The organism is Enterobacter cloacae complex sp. 342H5 (assembly GCF_050030905.1).
GTDB lineage: Bacteria > Pseudomonadota > Gammaproteobacteria > Enterobacterales > Enterobacteriaceae > Enterobacter > Enterobacter intestinihominis.
In genome coordinates this window covers 3,682,056-3,705,951 of the sequence record NZ_JBLGVB010000001.1, presented here as the reverse complement: position 1 = coordinate 3,705,951, position 23,896 = coordinate 3,682,056, and the positions used below count along the sequence as shown (strand labels likewise).

Here is a 23,896-nt window from a genome sequence, read left to right as displayed (position 1 = left end):
GAGGTGTAAACGGTTCCAAACATTGCCGGGTGGCGGCTGCGCCTTACCCGGCCTACAAAATTCACTACCCGTAGGTCGGGTAAGGCATAGCCGCCACCCGACATAAAAAAGGCCAGCACAAAGGCTGGCCTGTTTAAGCTGCTGGCAGTCGATTATTTCAGACCGGCAGCATCACGCAGCAGGGCGGCTTTGTCGGTTTTTTCCCAAGGGAAATGTTCGCGACCAAAGTGACCGTACGCTGCGGTTTCCTGGTAGATTGGGTGCAGCAGATCCAGCATCTGAATCAGACCGTATGGACGCAGGTCGAAGAACTCACGCACCAGCAGGGTCAGCTGTTCAGAAGGCACTTTTTCAGTACCGAAGGTTTCCACCATGATGGAGGTTGGCTCAGCCACGCCGATGGCGTAGGAAACCTGAATTTCACAGCGGTCAGCCAGGCCCGCAGCAACGATGTTTTTCGCCACATAACGTGCAGCGTACGCCGCAGAACGGTCCACTTTAGACGGGTCTTTACCGGAGAACGCGCCGCCACCGTGGCGCGCCATGCCGCCGTAGGTATCTACGATGATTTTACGACCGGTCAGACCGCAGTCACCCATTGGGCCGCCGATAACGAAGCGTCCGGTTGGGTTGATGAAGAATTTGGTCGCAGAGCTCAGCCATTCAGTTGGCAGAACCGGCTTGATGATCTCTTCCATCACCGCTTCCTGCAGGGATTTCTGGTCAATATCTTCAGCATGCTGCGTGGAAAGAACCACGGCATCAATGCCGACGATTTTCCCGTCGTCATACTGGAAGGTCACCTGGCTTTTCGCATCCGGACGCAGCCACGGCAGGGTGCCGTTTTTACGCACTTCAGCCTGACGCTGCACCAGACGGTGTGCGTAAGTCACCGGCGCTGGCATCAGCACGTCGGTTTCGTTGGTCGCGTAGCCGAACATCAGGCCCTGGTCGCCCGCGCCCTGTTCCAGCGGATCGGCACGGTCAACGCCCTGGTTGATGTCCGGGGACTGTTTGCCGATAGCGCTCAGTACGGCGCAGGAGTTGGCATCAAAGCCCATATCAGAATGTACATAACCGATCTCACGCACCGTGTTACGGGTGATCTCTTCGATATCAACCCATGCGCTGGTGGTGATCTCACCGCCAACCAGAACCATGCCGGTTTTGACATAGGTTTCACACGCTACGCGCGCCTTTGGATCCTGCGCGAGGATCGCATCCAGCACCGCATCGGAGATTTGGTCAGCAATTTTATCAGGATGTCCTTCTGATACGGACTCGGACGTAAACAGGTGTTTTGCCATGTTTTATTTCACCTAAAAGGAATTTGGTTAGCTCGAACTGCTGTGTGGAATAGCCAAAGGAGATAATTCTACCAAGGCCTGCAGGATTTTGACACTGGCAGTCTGAGTGTTAATCGGTATGGATGGATTAACATCTGGACGTCTATTTTAGGTCACTTCTTCACCCGATTTCCAGTTTTTTTTGACTCACCTCTCACTGCGTTGAAAACACGGCTGGAAATTTTTCCTGACGGCGCTGGCAACCTGCGCATTTTTGTTTTGCTTTTTAGCGACCTTCTCGGTATAAAACGCGGCGCGCGGCTCATATAAAATAAGCGCTCGATGAACACATCGTGTCGCCACTTCCAGCCGGGTTAAGCAGTGAACTTTTAGCTTTGGCTTGTGGTCCGTTTCAGCAGAGGCGGCCGTGGAGGTGATACGAGATAATGAACCATTGTTTTCCGCTCATTCAGCGCAGCCGTTCTGGCGCGCATTTGATTCCCACCCGCACTTCTGGTCTAAACACCTGCCGATGTTATACCCATCTCGGTGCTTCTCAGGATTCCAGAGCCGGTCACGCTTTGTGAAAACTGAACAAGGGCGCTCTTGTTAATACAGGAGTTTTCTCGTGGTTTCGCCGAACCTTGTCATACAGAGTTCGGATACGTGTTTTACAATGATATGAATAAGAAACCGGTCGCACGGTCTGGATTTCAGCATACTCTGCTGGGAAATGGAGCCGTTAATGGGTTGTTATCGCCGTATAACGCTGCGATAGTAGTCAACTGTTTTACACTTAATACAAAGAGTTGAGGTTCGCTATGTCTGACGACATGTCTTCGCTTTCGCCTTCGTCAGCAGGCGAACAGGGTGTACTACGTTCTATGCAGGAGGTTGCGATGAGCTCCCAGGAAGCCAGCAAGATGCTGCGCACTTACAATATTGCCTGGTGGGGCAATAACTACTACGACGTTAACGAGCTGGGCCACATCAGTGTCTGCCCGGATCCGGACGTCCCGGAAGCGCGCGTGGATCTCGCTAAGCTGGTGAAAGCCCGTGAAGCCCAGGGTCAGCGCTTGCCTGCACTGTTCTGCTTCCCGCAGATCCTGCAACATCGCCTGCGTTCTATTAACGCCGCGTTCAAACGCGCGCGGGAATCGTATGGTTATAACGGCGACTATTTCCTTGTTTACCCGATCAAGGTAAACCAGCACCGTCGCGTGATTGAGTCCCTGATCCACTCCGGCGAACCGCTGGGCCTGGAAGCTGGCTCCAAAGCGGAGCTGATGGCGGTTCTGGCGCACGCGGGCATGACCCGGTCGGTGATCGTCTGTAACGGCTATAAAGACCGCGAATACATTCGTCTGGCGCTGATTGGCGAGAAGATGGGCCATAAGGTCTATCTGGTGATCGAGAAGATGACCGAAATCGCGATCGTGCTGGAAGAGGCCGAGCGTCTGAACGTGATCCCACGCCTTGGCGTGCGTGCGCGACTGGCGTCGCAGGGTTCCGGTAAATGGCAGTCTTCCGGCGGTGAAAAATCCAAGTTCGGCCTCGCGGCGAACCAGGTGCTTCAGCTGGTGGAAATTCTGCGTGAGCGCGGTCGTCTGGACAGCATTCAGCTGCTGCACTTCCACCTTGGCTCGCAGATGGCCAACATTCGCGACATCGCCACCGGCGTGCGTGAATCGGCACGTTTCTACGTTGAGCTGCACAAGCTTGGCGTAAATATTCAGTGCTTTGACGTGGGCGGTGGCCTGGGCGTGGATTACGAAGGGACACGCTCGCAGTCTGACTGCTCGGTCAACTACGGCCTGAACGAATACGCCAACAACATTATCTGGGCGATTGGCGATGCCTGCGAAGAGCACGGCCTGCCGCACCCGACGGTGATCACCGAATCCGGCCGCGCGGTCACTGCGCACCATACGGTGCTGGTCTCTAACATCATCGGCGTTGAGCGCAGCGAAATCACTGAAGCCACGCCTCCGGCAGACGATGCTCCACGTTCCCTGCAAAGCATGTGGGAAACCTGGCAGGAGATGCACGAGCCGGGCACGCGTCGTTCTCTGCGCGAATGGCTGCACGACAGCCAGATGGATCTGCACGACATTCACGTCGGTTATTCTTCAGGGACCTTTAGCCTGCAGGAACGCGCGTGGGCGGAGCAGCTCTATCTGAACATGTGCCATGAAGTGCAGAAGCAGCTCGATCCGAGCAACCGCGCACACCGTCCGATTATCGACGAGTTGCAGGAACGTATGGCGGACAAAATGTACGTCAACTTCTCCCTGTTCCAGTCGATGCCGGATGCCTGGGGTATCGACCAGCTGTTCCCGGTTCTGCCGCTGGAAGGGTTGAATCATGCGCCTGAACGCCGCGCGGTGCTGCTGGACATTACCTGTGACTCCGACGGCGCGATTGACCACTACGTCGACGGTGACGGTATCGCTACGACCATGCCAATGCCGGAGTACGATCCGGAGAACCCGCCAATGCTGGGCTTCTTTATGGTGGGTGCGTATCAGGAGATCCTCGGCAACATGCACAACCTGTTCGGTGATACCGAAGCGGTTGACGTGTTTGTCTTCCCTGACGGCAGCGTGGAGGTTGAGCTGTCCGACGAAGGGGACACCGTGGCGGATATGCTCGAATACGTTCAGCTGGATCCGAAAAAACTGCTCACCCAGTTCCGCGATCAGGTCAAAAACACCGGTCTGGACGATGCCTTGCAGCAGCAGTTCCTGGAAGAGTTTGAAGCGGGTCTGTACGGTTACACCTACCTGGAAGACGAATAAGCTTTTTATTCCCTCTCCCCTCTGGGGAGAGGGTTAGGGTGAGGGGCAAAGGCCGCACAATGCCCTATACTCACTTGAACCCGTATGAATTAACGGCGATAATTCGCCCCACTATGCGATTTACGAATCAATCCCTTCCTCGTCGGGTTTAACGACGCGGAGGGGATTTTTTTTCATCTGTTTTTAATGTATCGACTTTATAAGAGGTCAGGACATGAGCACTTTAGGTCATCAGTACGATAATTCTCTGGTATCTAACGCGTTTGGTTTTTTACGCCTTCCGATGAACTTCCAGCCTTACGACAGCGATGCTGACTGGGTGATCACCGGCGTACCGTTCGACATGGCAACGTCCGGTCGTGCGGGTGGACGTCATGGCCCGGCGGCAATCCGTCAGGTTTCCACCAACCTGGCCTGGGAGCACAACCGCTTCCCGTGGAACTTCGACATGCGTGAGCGCCTGAACGTGGTGGACTGCGGTGATCTGGTGTACGCCTTCGGTGACGCGCGCGAAATGAGCGAAAAATTGCAGGCGCACGCCGAGAAGCTACTGGCGGCCGGTAAACGCATGCTCTCCTTCGGCGGTGACCACTTCGTGACACTGCCGCTGCTGCGCGCCCACGCGAAGCACTTCGGTAAAATGGCGCTGGTGCACTTTGACGCGCATACCGACACCTACGCGAACGGCTGCGAATTCGACCACGGCACCATGTTCTACACCGCGCCGAAAGAAGGCCTGATCGATCCGAACCACTCCGTGCAGATCGGCATCCGCACCGAGTTCGACAAAGACAACGGCTTCACCGTACTCGACGCGGGCCAGGTGAACGATCGCGGCGTGGACGATATTCTGGCTCAGGTTAAGCAGATCGTCGGCGATATGCCTGTCTACCTGACCTTCGACATTGACTGCCTGGATCCGGCATTCGCACCGGGTACCGGTACGCCGGTGATCGGCGGCCTGACGTCAGACCGCGCCATCAAGCTGGTGCGCGGCCTGAAGGATCTTAACATTGTCGGGATGGACGTGGTGGAAGTGGCTCCGGCCTATGACCAGTCCGAGATCACCGCGCTGGCCGCGGCGACCCTGGCGCTGGAAATGCTCTACATCCAGGCAGCGAAAAAAGGCGAATAAGCCTTACGCGCTGATTGCTGCTGCGCGCCGCATGCGCAGCAGCAACATTCCCCAGGCCAGCGTGAAGGTGTGGACAAACCCCGGTTATTTCGCGGGCGATGACCATTCCCGTCAGCGAGCCTAACAAAGGCGAAACCGCGCAGACCGCGGCCCAAATCGCAATGCTGCTTAATAATCCCTGCCGATAATGAAGTTTGCTTTCAATAACCGGCGTTAATAATAGAGCGGAAAAACCATAACCCAGAAGAAAACAGTCATGAGTAGGCCCTGTAACATTCTTTTTTCATTTAACTGAAAATGTTCGGCAAATTCCGGGTTTAAAATCATTACCGAGATAATTATCCGATCGACGTACGAAATAATAATGAGTAATAAAAGCGCAATCGTGCCTTGCCATCTTGCCGTCATCATGTCCGCCTTACGTTTTTTGTAACTTATATTTTTCATCAATGTGATTGTCACGGAGCTAAAATGGTTCACCTGTGAAACTCATTGTTTATTAAAGATAAATTAAAAATCAGTTTCACCGGTGAAACGCGAAAGAGGTGACGTTAATTTATTTTTAAAGAGTAAAAAGAAAGGAAGTCAATATCTTTTATTCAAAATAAGAGACCATTAAAAAAACGTATTTCTCACGCTGTAATAATGAAAATTTCATATCGCTGCATTTTTTCGTGATCCCTTGCACACTTAGTTAATTAATTGCCGATCGATTAACAAATTCGTCACATTGTCACTTGACGAAACATTCATCGCTTTTATATTGACCGTATTAAATAAGAAACAGAGTTTCATATATGAAACAAAAGCCTGGAGGATCGTGATGAGCTGGATAGGCGTATGTGACGCAGAACAAGTACAGGAAGATTTCCCTTTTAGCGGCAACGTCGACGGGAAAGAGATCGGCGTTTACCTGATCGACGGTGAATATTACGCGCTGGAAGACGTATGCCCCCACGCCTATGCCCTGCTGAGTCAGGGCTTCGTAGAAGACGGCAAGGTGGAATGCCCGCTGCACGAGGCGGTGTTCGACGTCAAAACCGGCCAGTGTCTGCACGGCCCCGGAGGACGCAACCTCAACCGTTACCCGGTTCGGGTCTTTGAAAATAAGATTCAGATTACCTTTGTTGAGGAGACCGTGGCATGAGCGACACGCTGAACTACAACCCGGCGCTGCCGGAAAGCCGCCAGTTTACCCCGCCGGCAGAGGGCGGTAATGGCGCCATTCACAAGCCGGGCGAGTACCAGAACCTGATCTGGCAGACCCGCAGCCGTGAGCCGGAAAGCTGGGAGGTGAAGCTGATTGCGACGCTGGAAGAGCTCTTCGAACAGGGCGTTGAAACCCTGCCGGAGCTGGTAAACGGGCTGAACGCGGTGCGCATGCACGACCAGCAGGGCGAGCCGTGGAGCGACGCCAGCTTCCAGGCATTCTTACAGGTTAACGGCTACTGAGGGCAATGCGATGACAACGACCGTACAACACTATCTGGATAAAGGCCTGCGCGGCCTCTGGTATCCGGTGCTGGCGAGCTGGGAAGTGCAGTCTGCTCCTGTGGGCATCACCCGCCTGGGCGAGCAGATTGTGGTCTGGCGCAACAAAGACGGCCAGGTGCAGGCGCTGGAGGACCGTTGTCCGCACCGCGGCGCGCGCCTGTCGATGGGCTGGAACCTCGGCGACCGCATCGCCTGCTGGTATCACGGCGTAGAGGTGGCGGGCAACGGCGAGGTGAAAGACGTGCCCGCTGTGGATAAATGTCCGCTGGTCGGCCAGCAGTGCGTGCGCAGCTATAACGTGCAGGAGGCGCACGGCGCCATCTTCCTCTGGTTTGGCGTCACCGCGGATCAGCAGCCGGACGAACTGACCTTCCCGGATGAACTCGCCGACACGGAAAACTTCAGCAACTTCCTCTGCACCGCCGCGTGGAAATGCAATTACCAGTACGCGTTGGAAAACGTGATGGACCCGATGCACGGCACCTATCTGCACTCCTCCTCGCACTCAATGGCGGAAGGGGATCGCAAGGCCGACATGGTGCTCCAGCCGACCAAAACCGGCTTTATCTTTGAGAAGAAAGGGCAGAGCGGCGTCAACTTCGACTGGGTGGAGCTGGGCAACAGCGGCACCTGCTGGATGCGTCTCTCCATTCCGTACAAGAAGCGTTTCGGGCCGGGCGGCCACTTCTTTATCGTCGGCATGGTGGTGCCGGAAGATAACGACAACTGCCGCGTCTTCTTCTGGCGCATCCGCCGCGTGCAGGGCTGGCAGCGCGATATGTGGCGCTTCATGTACCGCAACCGGCTGGAAAAACTGCACTGGGAAGTGCTGGAGCAGGACCGCGTGGTGCTGGAGAGCCTGGCGCCAAACGCCCGCGATCATGAATACCTGTATCAGCACGACGTTGGCCTCTCGCGCCTGCGTCGCATGATGCAAAAGGCCGCCAAAGAGCAGCTGGCGATGCGTGAAGCACAGCAGGGGGCCGCCTGATGAACGGGCTGCTGAGCGGTAAGCGCATCGTCATAACCGGCGCCGCGCGCGGGCTGGGCTTTCACTTTGCCAAAACCTGCGCGGAGCAGGGCGCGGCGGTGGTGATGTGCGACATCCTCAAAGGCGAGCTGGCCGAGAGCGCCCACCGGCTGAGCGAGCGGGGATATGCGATCGAATCGCACGTTATCGATCTGGCCGATCCGCAGTCCATTGAGCAGGTGTTCAGCGCGATTGGCGAGCAGGGGCAGATTGACGGTCTGGTGAACAACGCGGCGATGGCGACGGGCGTCGGCGGCAAAAATATGCTCGATTACGATCCGGATCTCTGGGATCGGGTGATGAGCGTCAACGTCAAAGGCACCTGGCTGGTAACGCGCGCCGCCGTACCGCTGCTGCGCGAGGGGGCGGGCATCGTGAACGTCGCGTCCGACACCGCGCTGTGGGGCGCGCCGCGCCTGATGGCCTACGTCGCCAGCAAGGGCGCCGTGATTGCCATGACCCGGTCAATGGCGCGCGAACTGGGTGAAAAGCGTATACGCATTAACGCCATCGCGCCGGGGCTAACCCGCGTCGAGGCGACGGAATATGTCCCCGCCGAACGGCATCAGCTATACGAAAACGGCCGTGCGTTAACGGGCGCGCAGCAGCCGGAAGACGTCACCGGCAGCGTGGTCTGGCTGTTAAGCGATCTGTCGCGGTTCATCACCGGACAGCTGATCCCGGTCAACGGCGGTTTTGTATTTAACTAAGGTAGGGCGATGATGGCAAACGATCAGGAAGTGAAGTATCTGGTGCCGGGGCTGGAGCGCGGTTTACAGCTGCTGTTGGCCTTTGGCGAGCAGCATCGCGATCTGACCTTTGCCGAACTGCATCGGCTGGTGGATATGCCGAAGGCCACCGCCTATCGCGTGGTACAGACGCTGGAGTACATGGGATTTCTGGAGCGCAACACGCGCACCAATACCTTTTCGCTGGGCATGAACGTGCTGCGTCTTGGCTTTGAGTACATCGCCTCGCTGGACGTGGCGCAGGTCGGCCAGCCGGTGATCGAGCAATTGCGCGACGTGAGCCAGTGCAGCAGCCATCTGGCGATCCGCGACGGGCGCGACATTATCTATATCGCCCGCGTCAGCGCCGCCGGGTCGCGTATCAACCAGGTCAGCATTGGTACCCGTCTGCCGGTGCACTGCACCTCGCTGGGCCGCATGCTGTTGACCGATATTTCCCGCGCTGATTTCGAACAGCTGTTCCCGCATGAGCGCCTGCCGGGCAACACGCCGGGGCAGCTTCACGACCGTGAAGCCCTGTGGCAGATGGTGCAGCAGGACAAAGCCCGCGGGTATGTCATCGGCGAATCCTTCTTCCGCCACGGCATCTCTTCCATCGTCTACCCGGTGTATGACCGAAGCGGCCGCGTGGCGGCGGTGGTCAGCATTCTGGTGCCGTCGGAGGAGATCCCACTGAGCGACCGCGAGCGCCTGCAAAACGAGGTTCGCCTTGCGGCGGATAAAATTTCTGGCTTCTTAGGGTATCTGTCACAAGCCAGTTAAATCAGTGAGTTAACGTCAGGCGCTTGACTGCGTCGGGCATGTTTTACGCCCAATCTGGGCCAGATGAGGCAACGAACGATGAGTATAACCGGAATTGAAAAGCTGGAATTTGGTGTGGAAGACCTGACGCACTGCGCCAAATTTATGCGTGATTTTGGCCTGACGGGCGATGCCAGCGGCCAGCGTTTCACCACCCTGAGCGGCGCGCGCGTGGAGCTTAACCCGATCGACAGCCCCGACCTGCCGCCCGCGTTTGAAGCGGGCAACACCCTGCGCCGCATGACCTGGGCGGTTGCCAGCCAGTCTGAGCTGGATGCGCTGCGCCCGAAGCTGGCGCAACAGCCAGGTTTTCGTGAAGTGGGCGACGCGCTGGAATGCCTGGATCCGAACGGCATGACGCTGCGCGTGCAGGTGACCCAGCAGACCGACGTGGAGCTTAACGTCGAGCCAATAAACCAGTGGGGCGACGCCCGCCGTATCGACACACCCAGCCCGGTTTACGATCGCGCCCAGCCGATCAACGTGGGGCATGTGGTGTTCTTCGTGGAAGAGCTGGCGGCAGTAGAGAAATTCTACCGCGAGGTGCTCGGCTTCCAGGTCTCGGATCGCTATATCAACCGCGCCGTGTTCCTGCGCTGCGGGGCGCGTGGCGGCCATCACAACCTGTTCCTGCTGCAACTGCCGAACCGCAAGCGCGGCCTTAACCACGTGGCCTTCACCGTGCGCGACATCCACGAGGTGATCGGCGGCGGTATCGCGATGAATAAACATGACTGGAGCACCTTTATCGGGCCGGGCCGCCATCCGGTGTCGTCGGCGTATTTCTGGTACGTCAACAGCCCGACCGGCGGCGCGTTTGAGTATTACACCAACGACGACTACCTGACCGAAAACTGGCAGCCGCGCGAGCTGGAGCACTCCCTGGTCTCCTTTACCGAATGGGCGGTGGAGGGCGGGATTGACCACGACACGCGCCGTCAGCAGAAAAAGCCGGAGGCGGTATGACATCGCGCATTGTCATTATCGGCGGCGGCCAGGCGGGCGGCTGGGCGGCGAAAACCCTGCGTGACGAGGGCTTCGACGGCGAGATTTGCGTGGTGGCGGAAGAGGAATGGGATTTCTACGAGCGGCCGCCGCTGTCAAAAGCGTCTCTGCTGGAGCCGGACTCCGCGCTTCCGCGGCTGTTTAGCGAAGAAGCGCAGCAGGCGCTGAACCTGATCTGGTACCGCCCGCTGCGTGCTGAATCAGTCGATCGTGAAGAGAAAATCGTGCGTTTAAGCAACGGCGAACGTCTTAGTTACAACATCCTTTTAATCGCTACCGGCGGGCGGGTGCGCCTGCCTTCGCAGGCGTGGGCCAGCCATCCGCAGGTTTATACCCTGCGCCACTGGCAGGACGCGCAACGTCTGAAGGCGCGTCTGGCGGAAAGTCACAAACTGGCGATTATCGGCGGCGGCTGGATTGGCCTTGAGATTGCCGCTTCCGCGCGGAAAAGCGGCGTGGCGGTCACCCTGTTCGAGCAGCAGCCTGCGGTGTGCATGCGCTCGGTGAGCAGCGAGGTGTCCCAGCGCCTGGAGGCCATCCACCGCGAGCAGGGGGTGGAGATCCGTACCGGCTGCGGCGCGCTGGAGCTGGAGGACGATAATGGCCTGCCGGTCATCCACTGCGACGGCAACCGTGAAACCTTTGATACGGTCGTGGTCGGGATCGGCGTCGATCTCAATCTGGAGCTGGCGCTTGATGCGGGGCTGAAAACCGGGCGCGGGATCGTGGTGGATGCCCAGGGACGCACCTCGGATCCATTCATCTTTGCCGCAGGAGATGTCGCCCAGCACCATCACTACGGCTTGTGCATCCAGTCCTGGGCCTTCGCCCAGAATCAGGCGGTGGCGACGGCGAAAGCGATGCTCAACCGCGATGCGCCAGGTTATGACGACGCGCCGTGGCTGTGGTCGGATCAATATCAGCACAATATTCAGATCCTCGGTATTCCGCAGCCGGAGAGTAAAACGATAGTGCGTGAAGATGCGCTGTTCTTCTCGCTGGATGAAAACGGGCGGCTGACGCAGCTGGTGGCGTTCAACGATGCGCGCACCGTCAAGCTGGCGAAGCGCTGGATGGCGGCGGGGCGGGATCTGTCGAACGTACCGCTTGCCGACCCGACATTTTCACTGATGTCACTGCGATAGCTAACCCGCACCCGTAGGGGGAGAGATGACCACACTAGAGACGAACACCGCGCCGGTTGAGGCGAGCGGTGAGGGGACCCGCACGCCCGAAAAAGCGGTGCGCTGGGCCATCCCGCTGTCGCTGCTGGCCTGCGTGCTGCTGGCGTTTTTCGACAAAATCAGCATCGCGGCGCTCTTTTCGGATACCCATTTCCAGCAGGCGATGGGCATTGATTTCGACACCACGCGCCTCGGCATATTGATGAGCGCCTTCCTGCTGAGCTACGGCTTTTCGTCGGTATTTTTGAGCGGTTTAGGCGACAAAATTGCGCCGCTGCGCCTGCTCACCGGGATGATGGCTGTGTGGTGCGTGCTGATGGTGGCGATGGGCTTTACCCATAACTACACGCTGATGATCGTCCTGCGCATCCTGCTGGGCGTGGCGGAAGGGCCGCTGTTCCCGCTGGCTTTCGCCATCGTGCGCCACAACTTCCCGCAGCATTTACAGGCGCGCGCCACCATGCTGTGGCTGCTGGGCACGCCGGTAGGGGCGGCAATTGGCTTCCCGCTCTCCCTCTGGCTGCTGAACACCTTCGGCTGGCAGAGCACCTTCTTTGTCATGGCCATGCTTACCGTGCCGGTGCTTATCTTTGTACGCATCGGCCTGCGCGGGATCCGTCTGGAGGCTAAACCCGGCACTTCGCAGGCGTCTCAGGACGAGCGGCGCGCGGCGCGGCGCGAGCTGTTCGTCAGCCCGCATTTCTGGATCATCTGCATCTTTAACATCGCGTTCCTGACCTACCTGTGGGGCATCAACGGCTGGCTGCCGGGCTACCTGATCAAAGGCAAAGGCATTCACCTTGAGCATGCAGGCTGGCTGTCGTCGATGCCGTTCATCGCCATGCTGGCGGCGGTGATGCACCTCGATACCCCGCTCGCCGTCATCGCGGCGATGAGCTTCAGCACCTTTATGTGGGGCACCGGCGCGCCCAACATTTTCGCCCTGCTGGCGAAGGCCACCCATCCCCGGGTGAGCGCCACGGCGGGCGGCATTTTCAACGGGCTGGGAAACTTTGCAGGCGCGCTGTCGCCGGCGGTGATGGGCGCGCTTATCGCCTTCACCCACAGCATGGATTCCGGGCTGATTTTTCTGGCGGTGATGGCGGCGGTGGGCTGCGTCCTGTTACTGCCGCTGCTGAGACGTTACTGAGGAGAGTGTCATGACTGATTCAACCGTAACCCACAAAACGGGCATCAAACCTGACCATCTGACGATGGAAGAGTGGGTCGAGTCGCGCATCGCGCGCTTCGAAGGCCGTAAATACGACTGGAACGCGCTGAAGTTCCAGGCCGATTTTGACCCGAAATACCGCCGGGCGCAGATGCGCTACATCGGCACCGGCGCAACCGGCGTGGCGAACGACACCAATACCGTGCAGGCGGACCATTTCACCTTCTCCACCATGGTACTGCCGTCGAAGTGCGAAGGGCCGCTGCACCTGCACGACGACGTGGAAGAGGTGTTCTTCATGCTCAAGGGGCAAATCACGCTGATGATCCAGGATGGCGACAACTACACCGAAACGGTGCTGCGCGAGCGTGACCTGATCTCCGTCCCGCCGGGCATCTATCGCGGCCTGTTTAACCACGGGGAAGAGGAAGCGCTGATGTGCGTCATGCTGGGGACCAACAAGCCGGAAATCCCGACCTATCCGTCCGACCATCCGCTCTCGAAAGTGAAGCGGAACTAAGGGGGCGCCATGACGGGTTTTCGTGAACAGGGAAGCGGCATTCCGCTGATGCTGCTACACGGGATCAGCTCTGGCGCTGCGTCCTGGCACAAGCAGATGGCGCTGAACGGTTTTCGCGTGCTGGCGTGGGACATGCCCGGTTATGGCGAAAGCCCGATGCTGGCCGTCGCGCGGGCAAACGCGGGGGATTACGCCGACGCGCTGGCGGCGATGCTCGACCGCGCCGGTGTCTGGCAGGCAGTGCTGGTTGGCCATTCCCTGGGGGCACTGGTCGCAAGTGCCTTTGCGGCGAAGTTCCCGGATCGCGTCATTCATCTTGTACTGGCCGACGCTGCGCAGGGCTACGGCAATGCCGCGCCGGAGCAGCGGGAGCAGGTCTGGCGCAACCGCGAGCAGCAGATGGCATTGGGCGGCGAAATCCTCGCCCAGACCCGTGCCGCGAAGCTGCTGCGCCCCGGCGCGCGCGCGGAAGATATCGCCACCGTCGCGGCGGGCATGCGCACGCTGCGCCCGGAAGGCTACCTTGCCGCCGCGTGGATGCTGGCGAATGACGACATTCACGGCTGGCTTAAACGATACTCCGGCACGTTTGAAGTCTGGTGCGGCGAGCAGGACGCGATAACGCAGCCCGAACTGGTGCAGGGGCTGGCGCTGCGCTACGGCATGCCGTTTACCGCCATTCCGCAGGCCGGGCACGCCAGCTATCTCGATAACGACGTGTTTTTCAACCAACAGCTTTTACGCATTAACGAAGAGGTGCGCGATGAATGCACAAATTGACGGGCGCGTAGCGGTAGTCACCGGCGGTTCTTCTGGCATTGGCTTTGAAACGCTGCGCCTGCTGCTGGGTGAAGGGGCGAAAGTCGCCTTCTGCGGCCGTGACCCGGATCGGCTCGCCAGCGCCCATGCGACGCTGCAAAACGAATTCCCCCACGGGGAGATTTTTTCTTACCGCTGCGACGTGCTGAACGCCGACGAGGTTCAGGCCTTTGCGGATGCGGTGCAGGCGCGCTTTGGCGCGGCTGATCTGCTGATCAACAACGCCGGGCAGGGCTACGTGGCGCACTTCCATGACACCCCGCGCGAGGCGTGGCTGCACGAGGCAGAGCTGAAGCTGTTTGGCGTCATCAATCCGGTGCAGGCGTTTCAGCCGCTGCTGGAGCAGTCAGACATTGCCTCTGTTACCTGCGTCAACTCCCTGCTGGCGCTACAGCCGGAGGAGCACATGATCGCTACCTCCGCTGCTCGTGCCGCGCTGCTGAACATGACGCTGACGCTCTCGAAAGAGCTGGTGGGTAAAGGCATTCGCGTCAATTCCATTTTGCTCGGCATGGTGGAGTCCGGCCAGTGGCAGCGCCGCTTTGAAAACCGGGCGGACAAAAGCCAGAGCTGGCAGGAGTGGACGGCGAATATCGCGCGCAAGCGCGGCATTCCAATGGCGCGCCTCGGCAAGCCGCAGGAGCCCGCGCAGGCGCTGCTGTTCCTCGCCTCGCCGCTGGCCTCGTTTACCACCGGCGCCGCGCTGGACGTTTCCGGCGGCTTCTGTCGCCATCTGTAAGGACGCATCATGAAAAAGGTAATGTTGATTGGTTTTGGTGCCATGGCGCAGGCGGTGATTGAGCGCCTGCCTGCCGGTGTGGCTATCGGCTGGATCGTGGCGCGCGCGTCTCACCATGCCGCCATTCACGACCAGTTTGGCGATGCGGTCGAGGCGCTGACGTCGCCAATGGCGTGCGCGCAAACGCCGGATCTGGTGCTGGAATGCGCCAGCCAGCAGGCGGTGGCCCAGTACGGGGAAGAGATCCTGCGTCGCGGCTGGCATCTGGCCGTCATTTCCACCGGCGCGCTGGCGGACAGCGCGCTGGAGCAGCGTCTGCTCGCCGCGGGCGGAAAACTGACTCTGCTTTCCGGTGCAGTGGCCGGTATCGACGGGCTGGCGGCAGCGAAAGAGGGTGGGCTTGAACGCGTCACCTATCAGTCGCGCAAAAGCCCGGCCAGCTGGCGCGGCAGCTATGCCGAGCAGCTTATCGATCTGAATTCAGTGGCTGAGGCAAAGGTCTTTTTTGAAGGCAGCGCTCGCGAGGCGGCGCGGCTGTTCCCGGCGAACGCCAACGTAGCGGCGACCGTGGCGCTCGGCGGCGTCGGGATGGATGACACCCGCGTGCAGCTGATGGTTGACCCGGCAACGAAACGTAACACCCACACGCTGCACGTCGAAGGGCTGTTTGGCGAATTCCATCTGGAGCTGAGCGGGCTGCCGCTGGCGTCTAACCCTAAAACCTCCACCCTGGCGGCACTGAGCGCGGTGCGCGCCTGCCGCGAACTGGCCCTGAGCTGAGGAGTGACGATGGACGATCTGAAGATTTTTATCGGCGGCCAGTGGCGACACGGCGGAGGTAACCCGATGCAGAGCCACTTCCCGGCAGACGGGTCGCTCAATGCGACGCTGAACGCCGCCAGTCTGGATGACCTGGAGGAGGCGGTAGACGCCGGAGAGCGCGCCTGGCGCGATCCCGCCTGGCGTAACAGCCTGCCGCACGTGCGGGCGAAGATCCTGCACAAGGTGGCGGATCTTATTGAATCCCGTGTGGATGAACTGGCGCAGATGCAGAGCCGGGATAACGGCAAGCCGCTGGCGGAAGCGTGCGGGCTGGTGATGAGCGCGGCGGGAACGGCGCGCTACTTTGCCGCCGCCTGCGAGCTGCTGGAGGGTGAACTTCCGACACCGCGCCAGCCGGATCTGCTGACGCTGAGCCGCTACGAGCCCCTTGGCGTGGTGGCGGCCATCACGCCGTGGAACTCGCCGATTGCCAGCGAAATGCAGAAGGTCGCACCGGCGATTGCCGCCGGGAACGCGGTGATCCTCAAGCCCGCCGAAGCCACGCCGCTGATGGCGCTGGAGTTGGCGCGGATTTTTGAACAGGCCGGGCTGCCCGCCGGGCTGCTGAGCGTGCTGCCGGGCAAAGGCTCGGTGATTGGCGATGCGCTGGCGCGTCATCCTCGCGTGCGCAAAATTTCCTTTACCGGCGGAACCACAACGGGCCGTCATCTGGCGCACGTGGCGGCGGAAAAACTGATCCCGGCCTCGCTGGAGCTGGGCGGCAAATCGCCGACTATCGTGCTGGAGGATGCCGATATCGAACAGGCGGCGCGCGGGATCTGCTACGGCATTTTCAGCTCGGCGGGGCAGGCGTGCATCGCCGGATCGCGGCTGTTTATCCACGAGAGTATTTATGCCCCGCTGATGGCGAGGCTGCTGGAATTAACTCGCGGGCTGCGCGTCGGGCATCCGTTTACCGACGGCGTCCATGTAGGACCGCTGATCGGCGAAAAACATCGCCAGAGCGTGATCGAGTACGTCGAACTGGCGAAGCGGGAAGGGGGCCGCGTGCTGTGCGGCGGCGAGATCCCCGCCGATCCCGCTCTGGCAAACGGCAGCTTCTTCCAGCCAACCATTATCGAAGGGCTACACAACAGCGCCCGCGCATGTCAGGAAGAGATCTTCGGCCCGGTGCTGGTGGCGATGCCGTTTCGCGATGAAGCGGCGCTTATTCGCGAGGCGAACGACTCGGTTTACGGCCTGGCGGCGGGGATCTGGACGCGCGATACCGGGCGCGCCCTGCGTCTCAGCGAGCAGCTGGAGGCAGGCACGGTGTGGATCAACACCTACAAAGTTTTTGCGATTTCGACCCCGTTCGGGGGCTTTAAAGAGAGCGGTCTGGGCCGTGAGAAGGGTATCCAGGGGCTGAAAGCCTGGATGCAACAAAAGAGCATTTATCTGGCGACGGGTAACAGCGTCAACCACTGGTGCGACTGAGAAAGGGTGAGCAATGAGCGAAATGATAACCGTCGGCGACGCCATCGCCAGAACGCTGGAGCAGTATCAGGTTGAGGCTATCTACGGCGTCATCTCCATTCACAACCTGCCGATAGCGGATGCGGTTGGGCAGCGGGGCAATATCCGCTTTGTACCCGCGCGCGGTGAAGCCGGTTCCGTCACCATGGCCGATGCTCACGGGCGCTTTTCCGGCCTCGGCGTGGCGCTGACCAGCACCGGCGCGGGGGCCGGGAACGCGGTAGGCGCGCTGGTGGAAGCGATGAATGCCTGCACGCCGCTGCTGCATTTAACCGGGCAGGTAGAGAAAGCCTGGCTGGACGCCGACACCGGGTTTATCCATGAAACCCGCGACCAGCTGACCTTCCTGAAGGCCAGCTCAAAACGGGCGTACCGTATCAGCAATACGAATCAGGCGATAGCCATTCTGCATAAAGCCATCCAGGACGCGCAGACCCCGCCGTGCGGACCGGTCTCGGTGGAAATCCCGATTGATATTCAGGGCGCCAAAATTCCGCTGTCGCTGGTAACCGCCCCGGTAAAACCGGCATCGGTTCCAGCCGTGGATACCGGGATGGTTGACGCGCTGTGGGCGCAGCTCAAACAGGCGAAACAGCCGCTGCTGTGGCTGGGCGGCGGGGCGCTGGGAAGCGCTGAGGCGGTGAAAAAACTGGCGGATGCGGGCATCACCGTGATTTCCAGCACCCACGCGCGCGGCGTGCTGCCGGACGACCACCGCGCCAGCCTGCGGGCGTTCCACAACTCGCCGTCGGTGGAGGCGCTGATTGCGCAGTGTGATTTTACGCTGGTCGCCGGTTCACGTCTGCGCAGCAACGAAACCCGCTCCTGGACGCTTGAGCTGCCGTCCCCGCGCGTGCAGATTGATATCGACCCGGCGGCAGCCAGCCGTAACTACTTGATGGATAGCACGTTGATAGCCGATTGTTCCGCGGTGCTTGGCGCGCTGGCTGAAAAAGTGCAGGGCCGCGAGTGGGGCAACGCGCAGTGGGATATGCAGGTGCAGCAGGCGGTCGGGCAAGCTGAGCAGGGGCTGCGCGAGCAGTGCGGCGCCTATGCGAAGCTTAACGACGCCATAGAAAAAGCCCTGCCGAAAGACGGCCTGCTGGTGCGCGATATCACCGTGTCCGGCAGCCTGTGGGGTAGCCGCCTGTTCAGGGCTAACGGTCCGCTGCTGAACATTCACTCCCTCGCCGGGGCGATTGGTATGGGACTGCCGATGGCCATCGGCACCGCGATTGCTAACCCGCAGCGCAGGGTGGTGGGACTGGTGGGCGACGGCGGCCTGAGCCTGAATTTAGGCGAGCTGGCGACGCTGGCGCAGGAGAAAGCCAACGTGACGCTGCTCATCATGAACGACGGGGGCTACGGCGTAATGCGCGGTATTCAGGATAAATATTTTGGCGGGCGTCAGTATTATAACGAACTGCATACACCGGACTTTACCCTGCTGGCGCAGGCGATTGGGCTACAGGCCTGGAGCGTTGAGCGGGCCGAGGATTTTGATGCGGTGATGACGGAAGCGCTGGCGATGCCGGGGCCGTCGGTGGTTGAGGTGCGGATGGGGCAGATTGGCGCCCTTAAGTTTGCCGGGCCGCCACAGAAAACGCTGTACTGATTGAGCCTTGTTGCCCGGTAGCGCGGCGCGCACCGGGCCGAAGTTTTATTTAATTCCGTCTGCCGCCATGCGGTCACGGATATGCTGCGCGCGTTCAACGGAGGCCGGGTGATCGTCAAACATGGAGCTTTGACGGCCTTCCTCCAGTTTCGCCAGTTTTTCGAAGCTGGTGGCTAAACCCGATGGATTGATGCCGCGTTTGCGCAACAGATCGTAAGAGTAGTCATCCGCTTCCGACTCCTGACGTTGGGAGAACTGGGAGTTAACCAGTTTCTCACCCACGTCGCCCAGCTGCGACTGGGACAGGCTGCCGACAATGCCGCCCGCAGAGGCCGCCGCAGCACGCACGGCATTGGTGCCCAGCGCAACCTGCATCCCTTTCTTCACGTGACCGAGAGCAACGTGACCCATTTCATGGCCGATCACCGCTTCCACTTCGTTGTCGGTCATCATGTCCATCAGGCCGCTGTAAACGCGGATACAGCCGTTAGCCATCGCGAAGGCGTTTACGTCTTTCGCCATATACACCTTGTAGTTCACCGGCTGACCGTTAATGTTGTCGCCCAGCGCGGAAGCAATCTTGTTCAGACGCTGCGTGTAGGTGCTGTTTGCCGGGGCAAGCGTAGCTTTTCCATCCATATCCTTACAGGCCTCGTCGCTCAGCGCTTTCACCTGCGCATCGCTCAATGAGTAGGCCTGAAAAGCTTCTGCGCCTGAGGTCATCAGGCCGTTAGAATCCATATTCTGACAGCCGCTTAGCAGGAGCGTTGTTCCCACAGCCAGCCCAATTGCACGCATTTTCATGATGTTGCTTCCGTACTCGTTAATCTGAATTAATTCCGAAAAATGCACCGTCAACGAAGCCGGTGTCGGGCTAAGTATAAGGAATATCTACAGGGGCGGGCGAGTAGATTGCGCAACATGCGAGCATGATCCAGAGATTTCTTAAGCTGCAAAAGAATGGTCCATGTACATGCCCTGCGGCTTGGGTTACATTGTTGGCACTTTTTTCCGGCGTAGCCCAAAACGCGCTGTCGTCAAGGGCATGGCCTTTAACAGTCCGATCTGGAGTTAAAATGTCCTCACGTAAAGAGCTTGCTAATGCTATTCGTGCGCTGAGCATGGACGCAGTACAGAAAGCCAAATCCGGCCACCCGGGCGCCCCTATGGGCATGGCTGACATCGCCGAAGTCCTGTGGCGTGATTTCCTTAACCACAACCCGCAGAACCCGGCATGGGCAGACCGCGACCGTTTCGTGCTGTCTAACGGCCATGGCTCTATGCTGATCTACAGCCTGCTGCACCTCACTGGCTACGATCTGCCAATCGAAGAGCTGAAAAACTTCCGTCAGCTGCACTCCAAAACTCCAGGTCACCCGGAAGTGGGCTACACCGCTGGCGTTGAAACCACTACCGGTCCGCTGGGTCAGGGCATTGCGAATGCCGTGGGTATGGCGATTGCTGAGAAGACCCTGGCGGCACAGTTCAACCGTCCTGGCCACGACATCGTTGACCACTTCACCTATGCGTTCCTGGGCGACGGCTGCATGATGGAAGGCATTTCTCACGAAGTGTGCTCCCTGGCAGGCACCCTGAAGCTGGGTAAACTGGTTGCGTTCTACGACGACAACGGCATCTCCATCGACGGTCACGTTGAAGGCTGGTTCACTGACGACACCGCCGCACGTTTCGAAGCCTACGGCTGGCACGTTGTGCGCGGCGTTGATGGCCACGATGCTGACTCGATTAAACGTGCCGTAGAAGAAGCGCGCGCCGTGACCGACAAACCGTCCCTGCTGATGTGCAAAACCATCATCGGCTTCGGTTCTCCGAACAAAGCGGGCACTCACGACTCCCACGGCGCACCACTGGGCGACGCGGAAATCGCACTGACCCGTGAAGCGCTTGGCTGGAAACACCCTGCCTTCGAAATCCCATCAGAAATCTACGCGCAGTGGGATGCGAAAGAAGTGGGCCAGGCGAAAGAAGCAGCCTGGAACGAGAAGTTCGCGGCTTACGCGAAAGCCTTCCCACAGGAAGCGGCTGAATTCACCCGTCGTATGAAAGGCGACATGCCGTCTGACTTCGACGCGAAAGCGAACGAGTTCATCGCGAAGTTGCAGGCGAACCCGTCTAAAATCGCCAGCCGTAAAGCGTCTCAGAATGCGATCGAAGCGTTTGGTCCTCTGCTTCCAGAATTCCTCGGCGGCTCCGCTGACCTGGCGCCATCTAACCTGACCCTGTGGTCTGGCTCTAAGCCAATCAACGAAGACACTGCCGGTAACTACATCCATTATGGTGTACGTGAATTCGGTATGACTGCGATTGCCAACGGTATCGCTCTGCACGGTGGTTTCCTGCCGTACACTTCTACCTTCCTGATGTTTGTGGAATATGCACGTAACGCCGTGCGTATGGCTGCGCTGATGAAACAGCGTCAGGTGATGGTCTACACCCACGACTCCATCGGTCTGGGCGAAGATGGTCCAACTCACCAGCCGGTAGAGCAGGTGGCTTCCCTGCGCGTGACCCCGAACATGAGCACATGGCGTCCATGTGACCAGGTTGAATCTGCGGTGGCGTGGAAATACGGCGTTGAGCGTCAGGACGGCCCGACTGCGCTGATCCTCTCCCGTCAGAACCTGGCGCAGCAGGAACGTACCCCAGAGCAGCTGGCAAACATCGCCCGCGGTGGTTACGTGCTGAAAGATTGCGCGGGCCAGCCTGAGCTGATCTTTATCGCGACCGGTTCTGAAGTTGAACTGGCCGTTGCCGCATGGGAAAAACTGACTGCTGAAGGCGTGAAAGCGCGCGTGGTTTCCATGCCGTCTACCGATGCGTTCGACAAGCAGGATGCCGCGTACCGCGAATCTGTACTGCCTAAAGCGGTCTCCGCTCGCGTGGCAGTGGAAGCGGGTATCGCTGATTACTGGTTCAAATATGTGGGCCTGAACGGCGCTATCGTCGGTATGACCACCTTCGGTGAATCTGCTCCGGCAGAGCTGCTGTTCGAAGAGTTCGGCTTCACCGTTGAGAACGTTGTCGCTAAAGCGAAAGAACTGCTGTAAATCTCTCCGTGAGGCAAAACGGGTCGCTCAGGCGGCCCGTTTTTATTTTGGTGGTATTTTCTTTGGTGTTAACAACATATATTTGGTGATTTCCATCACAAATACGAAAAGTTATAATATGTTTAATTTGCAATGGATATCACATATATAGACTTGCTTTTTAATTTCTTATTTTTAACGATCTGTTTTTATTCGTTTTATTAAAATCCACTCTGATATGCTCGCTATTTTCTCTCCGTTTGATTTCATTTTACCGCAGGCGTATTTTGTTTTTAGCGATACGTTGTACCCTAAAAATAAAATAAGGATGATATATGCGGTTAATTGATTATTTCCCTGAATCCTCAATATCAATAAAATCCGCAGCAAAGGACTGGCAGGAAGCCATTGATTTTTCCATGTCGTCTTTGCTGCAAAATCATTGTATTAACGCTGATTATATTGAAGCAATTAAAACCTCGACGCTCACTAATGGTCCTTATTACATTCTCGCTCCGGGTGTAGCAATGCCTCATGCCCGTCCGGAGTGCGGTGCCTTAAAAACAGGTATGTCATTAACGCTTCTTAAACAGGAAGTGCAGTTTGCCGACGACGATGAGCCAGTAAAATTACTCATTGGTTTATCTGCGGCGGATGCGGATTCACATATCGACGCTATCCAGGCATTAAGCGAATTATTATGTGAAGAAGATATGCTGTCGGCGTTGTTAATCGCTAAGTCAGAAAAGCAACTGGCGGATATTATCGCTCGCGCATAATTATTCTCTCCTTTACAGGATATTATTATGGAACACAAGTCTGCTCGTGCAAAGGTCCAGGCTTTTGGGGGCTTTTTGACTGCAATGGTCATCCCGAATATTGGCGCTTTTATTGCCTGGGGATTTATTACCGCATTATTTATACCAACCGGATGGATGCCAAATGAGCATTTCGCCAAAATTGTCGGACCGATGATCACCTATTTACTGCCGGTGATGATTGGCTCTACCGGTGGACACCTGGTTGGCGGCAAACGTGGGGCGGTGATGGGGGGGATCGGCACTATCGGCGTGATCATCGGCGCGGATATACCTATGTTCCTCGGCTCAATGATCATGGGGCCACTCGGCGGCCTGGTGATTAAGCATATCGACCGAATGCTGGATAAACGCATTCCAGCGGGTTTTGAGATGGTCATCAACAACTTCTCGCTGGGTATTGCGGGCATGATCCTCTGCCTGCTGGGGTTTGAAGTCATCGGTCCTGCGGTGTCGATTGCCAATAACTTTATTAAAGAGTGTATTGAATCACTGGTACATGCAGGCTACTTGCCGCTGCTGTCGTTGATTAACGAACCGGCAAAAATCCTGTTTTTAAATAACGCTATCGATCAGGGGGTTTATTATCCGCTGGGGATGCAGCAGGCTTCCGAGACGGGTAAATCCATCTTCTTTATGGTGGCCTCCAACCCCGGGCCGGGTTTAGGCCTGCTGCTGGCTTTTGCTTTTTTCGGCAAAGGAATGGCGAAAAAGTCAGCCCCCGGCGCGATGATCATTCACTTCCTAGGCGGCATTCATGAGCTCTATTTCCCTTACGTACTGATGAAACCACTGACGCTGATTGCGATGATTGCTGGCGGCATGAGCGGGACGTGGGTATTTAACCTGTTAGGCGGTGGACTGGTGGCTGGCCCAAGTCCGGGTTCGATTTTCGCCTACCTCGCGTTAACGCCTAAAGGCGCATTCCTCGCCACGATTGCTGGCGTAACGGCAGGCACGTTGGTCACCTTTGCGGTCGCCTCTTTTATCCTGAAGATGGATAAAAATAGCGAAGCTGAAACGGAAGATACTTTCAATGATTCTGCCAACGCCGTTAAAGCCATGAAGCAGGAAGGCAAGTTTTCTTACCAGGATGTTAAGCATATCGCTTTTGTTTGCGATGCCGGAATGGGCTCCAGCGCTATGGGCGCGACGACATTCCGGAAGCGCCTGGAAAAAGCCGGACAAAATATCGAAGTAAAACATTATGCCATCGAAAATGTGCCTGACGACGCGGACATTATTGTTACCCATGCCAGCCTGGAGGGGCGCGCTAAACGGGTCAGTGACAAACCGTTAGTGTTGATAAAAAACTATCTCGGCGATCCGAATCTTGACGAATTATTTAAGCATCTAACGGCGAATTAATCTATCTGGTTCCTGGAGT

Annotated in this window: 23 protein-coding genes and 1 pseudogene; 21 read left to right on the top strand and 3 right to left on the bottom strand. The window is 58.1% G+C overall.

Annotation, left to right across the window (positions count from 1 at the left end; genetic code table 11):
- Positions 1–152: 152 nt before the first annotated feature.
- Positions 153–1,307, bottom strand: a complete 1,155-nt coding sequence (metK, locus tag ACQG03_RS17690; protein WP_022649349.1) for a methionine adenosyltransferase — start codon at positions 1,305–1,307, stop codon at positions 153–155.
- A 425-nt stretch (positions 1,308–1,732) separates the two neighbouring features.
- On the opposite strand from metK, the gene ACQG03_RS17685 reads away from it, so the two are divergent.
- The 4 genes from ACQG03_RS17685 to speB all read left to right on the top strand — a co-directional run bounded on the left by ACQG03_RS17685 (position 1,733) and on the right by speB (position 5,219).
- Positions 1,733–1,873: a hypothetical protein gene (locus ACQG03_RS17685; RefSeq protein WP_418251239.1), complete on the top strand. Its 141-nt coding sequence runs from the start codon at positions 1,733–1,735 to the stop codon at positions 1,871–1,873.
- A gap of 94 nt (positions 1,874–1,967) precedes the next feature.
- Positions 1,968–2,099 (top strand): acid stress response protein YqgB, encoded by a 132-nt coding sequence (yqgB, locus tag ACQG03_RS17680; RefSeq protein ID WP_057979949.1) that lies wholly within the window; start codon positions 1,968–1,970, stop codon positions 2,097–2,099.
- A gap of 8 nt (positions 2,100–2,107) precedes the next feature.
- Entirely contained in the window at positions 2,108–4,084 is a 1,977-nt protein-coding gene (gene speA / locus ACQG03_RS17675; protein ID WP_022649348.1) for a biosynthetic arginine decarboxylase, read from the top strand.
- 214 nt (positions 4,085–4,298) lie between these two features.
- On the top strand, positions 4,299–5,219 hold the full coding sequence (gene speB, locus ACQG03_RS17670) for an agmatinase (RefSeq protein WP_017382921.1): 921 nt from the start codon (positions 4,299–4,301) through the stop codon (positions 5,217–5,219).
- Positions 5,220–5,295: 76 nt separating this feature from the next.
- On the opposite strand, the pseudogene ACQG03_RS17665 reads toward speB, so the two are convergent.
- Positions 5,296–5,627, bottom strand: a pseudogene (locus ACQG03_RS17665) (MFS transporter); the annotation flags it as partial.
- Positions 5,628–6,042: 415 nt separating this feature from the next.
- Between ACQG03_RS17665 and ACQG03_RS17660 the strand changes: the two are divergent.
- The 14 genes from ACQG03_RS17660 (at position 6,043) to ACQG03_RS17595 (ending at position 18,644) form a co-directional block, all read left to right on the top strand.
- The gene (locus ACQG03_RS17660; protein ID WP_063163575.1) at positions 6,043–6,366 is read left to right on the top strand and encodes a Rieske (2Fe-2S) protein; all 324 of its coding nucleotides are present in this window, start codon (positions 6,043–6,045) and stop codon (positions 6,364–6,366) included.
- On the top strand, positions 6,363–6,671 hold the full coding sequence (locus ACQG03_RS17655; RefSeq protein WP_022649346.1) for a recombinase-like helix-turn-helix domain-containing protein: 309 nt from the start codon (positions 6,363–6,365) through the stop codon (positions 6,669–6,671). The genes ACQG03_RS17660 and ACQG03_RS17655 overlap by 4 nt, the downstream gene beginning before the upstream one ends.
- A 10-nt stretch (positions 6,672–6,681) precedes the next feature.
- Entirely contained in the window at positions 6,682–7,704 is a 1,023-nt protein-coding gene (locus ACQG03_RS17650) for an aromatic ring-hydroxylating oxygenase subunit alpha (RefSeq protein WP_017692695.1), read from the top strand.
- Complete coding sequence (locus ACQG03_RS17645; RefSeq protein ID WP_063163574.1) at positions 7,704–8,453, top strand: SDR family oxidoreductase; 750 nt, start codon at positions 7,704–7,706, stop codon at positions 8,451–8,453. The genes ACQG03_RS17650 and ACQG03_RS17645 overlap by 1 nt, the downstream gene beginning before the upstream one ends.
- Before the next feature lie 12 nt (positions 8,454–8,465).
- Positions 8,466–9,254 carry an IclR family transcriptional regulator gene (locus tag ACQG03_RS17640; RefSeq protein WP_032671673.1) on the top strand — a complete coding sequence of 263 codons (789 nt, stop codon included), beginning with the start codon at positions 8,466–8,468 and terminating at the stop codon, positions 9,252–9,254.
- Between the two features lie 78 nt (positions 9,255–9,332).
- Positions 9,333–10,259 carry a VOC family protein gene (locus ACQG03_RS17635; protein ID WP_038416706.1) on the top strand — a complete coding sequence of 309 codons (927 nt, stop codon included), beginning with the start codon at positions 9,333–9,335 and terminating at the stop codon, positions 10,257–10,259.
- The gene (locus ACQG03_RS17630; protein WP_063163573.1) at positions 10,256–11,443 is read left to right on the top strand and encodes an NAD(P)/FAD-dependent oxidoreductase; all 1,188 of its coding nucleotides are present in this window, start codon (positions 10,256–10,258) and stop codon (positions 11,441–11,443) included. The genes ACQG03_RS17635 and ACQG03_RS17630 overlap by 4 nt, the downstream gene beginning before the upstream one ends.
- 25 nt (positions 11,444–11,468) lie before the next feature.
- The gene (locus ACQG03_RS17625; protein WP_108458248.1) at positions 11,469–12,632 is read left to right on the top strand and encodes an MFS transporter; all 1,164 of its coding nucleotides are present in this window, start codon (positions 11,469–11,471) and stop codon (positions 12,630–12,632) included.
- 10 nt (positions 12,633–12,642) lie between these two features.
- Positions 12,643–13,173: a cupin domain-containing protein gene (locus tag ACQG03_RS17620; protein WP_022649339.1), complete on the top strand. Its 531-nt coding sequence runs from the start codon at positions 12,643–12,645 to the stop codon at positions 13,171–13,173.
- A 9-nt stretch (positions 13,174–13,182) separates the two neighbouring features.
- Positions 13,183–13,953, top strand: coding sequence for an alpha/beta fold hydrolase (locus ACQG03_RS17615; protein ID WP_063147407.1), 771 nt, complete (start codon positions 13,183–13,185; stop codon positions 13,951–13,953).
- Positions 13,937–14,731, top strand: a complete 795-nt coding sequence (locus tag ACQG03_RS17610; protein WP_058646124.1) for an SDR family oxidoreductase — start codon at positions 13,937–13,939, stop codon at positions 14,729–14,731. Before ACQG03_RS17615 ends, ACQG03_RS17610 begins: the two co-directional genes overlap by 17 nt.
- 9 nt (positions 14,732–14,740) lie before the next feature.
- Positions 14,741–15,511: an aspartate dehydrogenase gene (locus ACQG03_RS17605; protein ID WP_023306904.1), complete on the top strand. Its 771-nt coding sequence runs from the start codon at positions 14,741–14,743 to the stop codon at positions 15,509–15,511.
- A gap of 9 nt (positions 15,512–15,520) precedes the next feature.
- A complete protein-coding gene (locus tag ACQG03_RS17600) occupies positions 15,521–16,990 on the top strand; it encodes an aldehyde dehydrogenase (RefSeq protein ID WP_063147408.1) in 1,470 nt (489 codons plus the stop codon).
- A gap of 13 nt (positions 16,991–17,003) precedes the next feature.
- Positions 17,004–18,644 (top strand): thiamine pyrophosphate-binding protein, encoded by a 1,641-nt coding sequence (locus ACQG03_RS17595; protein ID WP_063147409.1) that lies wholly within the window; start codon positions 17,004–17,006, stop codon positions 18,642–18,644.
- Positions 18,645–18,689: 45 nt separating this feature from the next.
- On the opposite strand, the gene ACQG03_RS17590 is transcribed toward ACQG03_RS17595, so the two are convergent.
- Positions 18,690–19,448, bottom strand: coding sequence for a M48 family metallopeptidase (locus ACQG03_RS17590; protein ID WP_003860073.1), 759 nt, complete (start codon positions 19,446–19,448; stop codon positions 18,690–18,692).
- 272 nt (positions 19,449–19,720) lie between these two features.
- Between ACQG03_RS17590 and tkt the strand changes: the two genes are divergently transcribed.
- The 3 genes from tkt to ACQG03_RS17575 all read left to right on the top strand — a co-directional run bounded on the left by tkt (position 19,721) and on the right by ACQG03_RS17575 (position 23,877).
- Positions 19,721–21,712 carry a transketolase gene (tkt, locus tag ACQG03_RS17585; RefSeq protein WP_022649333.1) on the top strand — a complete coding sequence of 664 codons (1,992 nt, stop codon included), beginning with the start codon at positions 19,721–19,723 and terminating at the stop codon, positions 21,710–21,712.
- 314 nt (positions 21,713–22,026) lie between these two features.
- Entirely contained in the window at positions 22,027–22,470 is a 444-nt protein-coding gene (gene cmtB / locus ACQG03_RS17580; protein WP_063163572.1) for a PTS mannitol transporter subunit IIA, read from the top strand.
- A 27-nt stretch (positions 22,471–22,497) separates the two neighbouring features.
- Positions 22,498–23,877 (top strand): PTS mannitol transporter subunit IICB, encoded by a 1,380-nt coding sequence (locus ACQG03_RS17575; protein WP_063139245.1) that lies wholly within the window; start codon positions 22,498–22,500, stop codon positions 23,875–23,877.
- Positions 23,878–23,896 lie beyond the last annotated feature (19 nt).